Below are 6,328 nucleotides of genomic sequence, written 5' to 3'. Positions count from 1 at the left end.
GAAAATAACGACATGTGCTTATTTTGTATGAAGTAAAAAGGGTAATAAATGTTTAGTTAATAAACATTCACTACCCTTATATATTGTGTTGAGAATATTAAAATTCTACTTTAGGTGCATCTTTTGCGGTAGCATCGGCCTCGAAATACCCTTTAGGTTTAAAGCCGAACATGCCAGCTGTTAAATTGGTTGGGAACGATCTGATTTTGCCATTATACTCTTGCACAGCGTCGTTAAAATCTTTACGGGCAACGGTAATCCTATTTTCGGTGCTTTCTAACTGCGCCGATAAATCACTGAATTGCTGTGTAGCCCTTAGTTCAGGGTAATTTTCGGTAATCGATAATAATTTACCCAAAGCCTGGCTCAATTGTCCCTGAGCAGCCTGGTATTTTTGGATGTTTTCTGGTGTCAGTTCATCAGCTTTAACCGTCATCTGTGTTGCTTTTGCACGTGCTTCGGTTACGGCAGTTAAAGTACCCTGTTCAAATTTGGCCGCTCCTTTTACAGTAGCTACCAGGTTCGGAATTAAATCTGCTCTTCTTTGATATTGGGTTTGCACAGTTCCCCATTTCGATTTAACGTTCTCATCAAGTTTAACCATGCTGTTATATCCGCATGAACTTAAAGTGCTCACTGCAATAACTGCAGCTAAAATTCCAAATATTAATCTTTTCATTTTTATGGTTTTTGTCTTTTTAATAGAATTGATTTATGGTCAATTTACGAATTAGATATCAAATTGCATGCCTTTGTTACAGTTTCGGTATTTATCTGACAGGTTGACAAGCCACTCATTGAATTTAATGAGATTAAATTGGTGTTTTTTTGTTTTATAGCGCAGTGCTTTTCGCTTTTTTTTTGCTGGTCCAGCTCCGATCGTGGCTAATTTACTGTGGTCGCGGCACGGAAAACCAACATAGGAGTTCAGAAATAACCTAATTAAACCCGATCGAACGGATCCCGACGTAAAGTCGGGAGGAGGTAGAGCTGGAAGAAAAAGACCTATGGATACTGCAATTGCTTTCTGAGTGTACAAATATTTTTTATATGGTTTCAACAGAATGGTAAATCACATTAATTATTCTTGATAGTTGCCTATCTTTGTACTGTTCGGGATAAAAACCTGACATGATATGCAAAAAGACATCGAAATTACGCTGCTCCCGCACGAGGTAGAGCAAACAGAGGTGATTAACCAGAAACTGGCTGAAGCGCTAAAATTACCTGGATCAAGAATTAAAGGCTATGAAATCCTGAAAAGATCGATAGATGCCCGTTYGAGAAAAGTATTATTCAGACTTCAGGTAAAGGTTTTTGTAGATGAGGAAGCCATTCCCGAAGTATACACCATTAACTATAAAAATGTAAGCGACGCAAAGCCTGTGATTATTATCGGGGCTGGTCCGGCCGGGTTATTTGCAGCTTTGCAGTGTATCGAGAATGGATTAAAGCCCATTATTATCGAACGTGGTAAAGATGTAAAACAGCGTAGGAGAGATTTGGCTGCCATAAACAAGCAGGGTTTGGTGAATACAGAATCTAATTATTGTTATGGTGAAGGTGGAGCCGGAACCTATTCGGATGGTAAACTGTATACCCGTTCCAATAAACGGGGCGATATTAATAAAGTGCTTCAGGTTTTTGTAAACCATGGGGCAGAAGCTGATATTGCTATCGATGCCCGTCCACATATAGGTACCAACAAACTTCCGCATATTATTACTTCCATAAAAGATACGATCCTGAATGCTGGGGGCGAGGTGATGTTCGATAGTCGTATGACTGATATTTTGATCGAATTCGGAAAAGTAAAAGGAATTGAGATAAATTTTGAAGAAAAGTTGTTAGCCGATGATATTATCTTGGCAACTGGTCATTCTGCAAGAGACGTGTACGAATTGTTGAACAGTAAAAATATCCTGATTGAGGCTAAACCATTTGCTTTAGGCGTACGGATTGAGCATCCTCAGGAAATTATTGATTCAGCCCAGTATCATTGCGATATTAGATCGGAGTTTTTACCTCCAGCGTACTACAGTTTGGTGGAGCAGGTTGGTGCCCGTGGGGTGTTTTCTTTTTGCATGTGCCCTGGAGGTATTATCGCACCTTGTTCTACGGGCGAAAATGAAATCGTGGTAAATGGCTGGTCGCCATCTAAACGGAATAACCCTTATGCCAATTCAGGAACGGTGGTACAGGTTACCTTAAACGATGTTCAGGGTTACGATCCGCTTAGAATGTTGCATTTCCAATCGGAGATTGAGAAAATGGCTTTTGAGGCCGGTGGTGGAAACCTGGTTGCTCCGGCCCAGCGCATGGTTGATTTTGTGAACAATAAATTATCGATCGATTTACCAAAGAACTCCTATCTTCCCGGTACCAAAAGTTCTATGCTCGACAATATTTTACCCGATTTCGTATCGGATAGCTTACGCGCGGCATTACCCTTGTTTGGGAAAAAGATTAAGGGATACTATACAAATGAAGCTATTTTGGTAGGGGTAGAGAGTAGAACATCATCACCGGTTAGAATTCCGAGAGATAAAGAGACTTACCAGCACCCTCAGGTAAAAGGTTTATATCCTTGCGCAGAAGGCGCAGGTTATGCCGGTGGAATTGTATCTGCAGCAATAGATGGTATTAACTGTGCAAATGCAATATTAAACGCATCTTAACAAACTTTATATTGCCCCAATTGTTGTTTGGGTATGTTTAATATCACGAATGAAATTAAAAAGGCATTTAATGGCGATGCCTGGCATGGTAACCATGTAATGCAAACCTTAAATAATGTTAATCCTGAAAGTGCGTTTAGCCATTTTGTGCCAGGGGCGCATTCTATTGCCGAAATCGCCCTGCATTTAACTGCTTGGACAGAAGAAGTTACCTCAAGATTGAGTGGGAAACCTGCTGCAGAACCCGCAATGGGCGATTGGCCAGTGCCCGAAAGTAGAACGCCTAAAGCCTGGGAGCGCATTATCTTTAATTTTAAAATTGCTAATGAAGAACTCATCCGCTTGTGCGAAAGCATAAAAAATAACCAATGGAATGATGAAGTAAAAAGTGAGCGGAACCCGGCGTTGGGAACAGGCGTAACCAATGCAGAGCTTTTAAGTGGTTTGGCACAGCACCATGCCTACCATTCTGGTCAGATCGCTTTACTTTCTAAATTTTAATGGCTTAATTAACCTGTAATCAATAAATCTTTGGAATCACCTTTATGAAGAAGACACTTATTATCGGCGCGTCGCCAAACCCATCCAGATATGCTTATAAAGCAGCCAATATGCTCAAGCGCTTCAATCACGAAATTGTTAACGTGGGCATAAAAAAAGGAGAGGTTGCAGGCATAGAAATTGAAAAACCGGATCAGATCCACACCGATATAGACACCATAACTTTATATATTGGCCCACCTCTACAGGCGCAATATCACGATTACATCCTGGCAACAAATCCCAAACGGGTAATTTTCAATCCAGGAACTGAAAATTATGAGCTGGAAAAATTATTGAATCAGCACAATATCGAACCAGTTGAAGCCTGTACTTTAGTATTGCTAAGCACAGGGCAGTATTAAAATCTATATACCACGCCCCAGTTTACGTAATCAGCCTGCGCAAAGTGCATATAGGTTTTGGCCTGTAAGCCAATGTGCGGCGTAATATTAAAAGTAGGTCCGAAGGTCCAATACCAGGTCGCTTTATCCATCAATCTATTGTAGTGGATGTATTTTCCAATCTGTGCTGCAACGGTTATGCGCCATAAGTTGATATCAGCACCAATACTGATTCCGGTACGCCATTTATCATACGAAGTGCCATAGTTCTGGAAGGTTGCTCCATAATTATCCGGGTCAAATACGGTAAAATAATAAACGGCATCAGCACCGGCCTTAAGCGACATCACATCATTCAGGTAAAAATTGTAACCTGCATATAACCCGCTTTTGAATAAACCTTTTGTTCTATCGCCAAATACCCCCCTTGCGCCTAAACCCGCACTAAGCTCAATTGAATTACGCTGTAAAGTGGTGTAGGTGCTTTTCCGCTCAGTAGTTAATGTTTTTGGGTTGTTTAGTTTAAGTCCGATGTAAACATTTCCGGTGTTCAAACCCCCATTGGGTACAGTAGCTCCACCATTCGATACGTGTAAAAAACCTAAACCTACTAATAGATCCGCATATTTACTCATTGGCAGCTCCATTCCTAAATCTGCTTTAATGGTTTCATTAATCGGGCTTCCCAAAAATCGGTTTTTGGTATTCTTAAAGTAATACTTGTTCGTGTAGCCCAAGCCAACGCCTGGCGTAAAATTAAATTTAGCTTTTCCGACTTTGAATAGCTGAAAATCCATCTGTGCCACTAAGCCATATACCTGCCCAAAAGCATTGGCCGAAGTATCCTTTGTACCTTTCAGCTTGCTCAGGTCCCTAAAAACAAATCCGATCCCGTAAGATCTGGCACCACCAAATCCTATCCATTTATCGCTGTTCTGGCTGATGTCTTTAAAATATGCCGCATCAAACCCCGTAATCTGATCCTGAAACAGATGTCCCTGATCATTATTTACATGTGTGCCAAATATGGGCTTAATAATAATCGAATGATTTTCGGGAGCAATTTGAGCCTTAGCAAATGCGCAGCCCGTAATAACGAAAATAAGAGAGAGTAGTTGTTTTTTCATTAGCTTTTACTAAAACGGTAAGCAAGACTATAAAAGGCATAACGGTAGCCAGTGGCACTATTTTTAACTTCGTTCGAAGTAAAGGTAGCCGTATAATTGGCTGTCCAACGCGCAATGGCGAAGGTTAAGCCCACCTGTGTGGTAAAAACAACAGGTTTGGGTTTAAAGGTGATCGGCCCTTTATCATTCAAAAATAATCCGCCCTGCAAACTCGAATCGAAAGCAATGGCATGTAACTGAGGACTAACGGAAAGGAAAAGTTCGTACTTGCGTTGCGCTTTGTTCGGATGGTTGTTGCTCACCAAGCTGTTAAAAGCCGATGAACCATCCATATCGTTAAATCTGCCCAGGCGTAACATTGCGCCGAGATTGGCTTTTGTAATCACATTACCAACTGCTGCTGAAGTTGTTCCTGTAATATCGAATATTTTATTGTTTGTGCTCATTAAAAGCTCGTTGTATTCTACACCTAGGTTTAATGTTGGTTCGCTGTTTAAACCGTATTCCCATCCTTCAATCTGATTTTGACCAACCAGCTTATGAAATGCTTTTTGAAACTCTTCACCCAAAGCATCTTTTCCCGTAAGTCCAATCTGCGCAGAAACCTTAAGCATCTGTTTATTTACGTAAAACCGACTATAATTTGCCTCGCCATAAAGGTATGCCGTAAAAGGGCGGTCGTGTAGGGCAGGGTTTGGCACAAAGCTGTAATATGGATTGTATATTTTTTGGCCAAGCTCAAATCCGATAATCTCTTTGCTTCTCCCTGCTTTTAAATTCTCTCCATTCAGGGCATGCCTATATTTAATAAAAGCACCATTTGTATAATAACGGTCGCTTGTAATATCAATGTAGGCATCATTCTCAGAGATAATGACAAGCTCGTTTTTATAATTTTGCGCATAACCGATTTCCGCTACGCCGATAAATAGCAGAGAAAGGTATAGTTTGAGCATCAACTTCATTTATATGGATGGTTTAATAAAGCCATAAAAGTATTAATTATTGTTCAAAAATTCGATACGATGCCTGCCAATTGCACACGAGTCTTCTGAAGTTTCAATAGGCATAGGCGTTGGAAAACGTCGAAAGTCTATTCAGGCCACACAAGTTATTCCTACATTATATAATATAAGATTGCTTTTGTTTTTAGGAAAGGCAGGTTCTGTGCTACTATATAGGTTTGTTCCCGCTATCCGCTTTATCCCGATGAAAACCTGTGAAACAAGCAAGCACACCAAAATATAACAYAAACCGGTGCTTAAATCGGGATGCCCGCTGCAATCGGGTTTATTCTGCAGGGTCTTCCGAAGTTTTAAACGGCCGGGCGCAGGTAAAACTCCGTAAGTCTGGGAAGCGCAGCCCGACTAAAACAGGAGTTCCCCTAAAAAGTTTTGCTGTCCTTAAAACTTTTTCCTGTTGAAAACCATGGAGTTACCTTGGATCTTCGGATAATCCTTAAAAAATCTTTGCGGTAGTGTTAATTTTTTCTACTTTTGCATCCCGCTTCGGAGGAAGGGTTTTGAATGAAAGGATGGCACAGGGATGATGAGAGCGGGATTTATTTTAAAATAAATGTTGCGGAAGAGGAAAAGATTGCTACCTTTGCAGCCCGTTCAGGAATGACGGAAAGCTGAAT

At 40.7% G+C, this 6,328-nt stretch carries 6 protein-coding genes; 3 read left to right on the top strand and 3 right to left on the bottom strand.

Annotated features, from left to right (window positions below):
* Positions 1 to 97 precede the first annotated feature (97 nt).
* Positions 98 to 679, bottom strand: a complete 582-nt coding sequence (locus AC1DPQ_RS14420) for a LemA family protein (RefSeq protein WP_039480897.1) — start codon at positions 677 to 679, stop codon at positions 98 to 100.
* Positions 680 to 1,136: 457 nt separating this feature from the next.
* On the opposite strand from AC1DPQ_RS14420, the gene AC1DPQ_RS14415 reads away from it, so the two are divergent.
* Genes AC1DPQ_RS14415 through AC1DPQ_RS14405 form a run of 3 tightly spaced genes read left to right on the top strand, consistent with a single transcriptional unit; the run spans position 1,137 to position 3,583 of the window.
* Positions 1,137 to 2,678, top strand: coding sequence for an NAD(P)/FAD-dependent oxidoreductase (locus AC1DPQ_RS14415; RefSeq protein ID WP_477609905.1), 1,542 nt, complete (start codon positions 1,137 to 1,139; stop codon positions 2,676 to 2,678).
* A 33-nt stretch (positions 2,679 to 2,711) separates the two neighbouring features.
* A complete protein-coding gene (locus AC1DPQ_RS14410) occupies positions 2,712 to 3,179 on the top strand; it encodes a DinB family protein (protein ID WP_477581167.1) in 468 nt (155 codons plus the stop codon).
* 44 nt (positions 3,180 to 3,223) lie between these two features.
* Entirely contained in the window at positions 3,224 to 3,583 is a 360-nt protein-coding gene (locus AC1DPQ_RS14405) for a CoA-binding protein (protein WP_477581165.1), read from the top strand.
* Here AC1DPQ_RS14405 and AC1DPQ_RS14400 read toward each other — a convergent pair.
* Complete coding sequence (locus AC1DPQ_RS14400) at positions 3,580 to 4,689, bottom strand: acyloxyacyl hydrolase (protein ID WP_477581163.1); 1,110 nt, start codon at positions 4,687 to 4,689, stop codon at positions 3,580 to 3,582. The genes AC1DPQ_RS14405 and AC1DPQ_RS14400 overlap by 4 nt on opposite strands.
* Positions 4,689 to 5,645, bottom strand: coding sequence for a lipid A deacylase LpxR family protein (locus AC1DPQ_RS14395; protein WP_477581161.1), 957 nt, complete (start codon positions 5,643 to 5,645; stop codon positions 4,689 to 4,691). The genes AC1DPQ_RS14400 and AC1DPQ_RS14395 overlap by 1 nt, the downstream gene beginning before the upstream one ends.
* Positions 5,646 to 6,328: the final 683 nt, after the last annotated feature.

Source organism: Pedobacter sp. 01T416_2 (genome assembly GCF_056398925.1).
The sequence above is the reverse complement of the archived record's forward strand: the minus strand, read 5'-3'. Positions and strand labels throughout refer to the sequence as shown.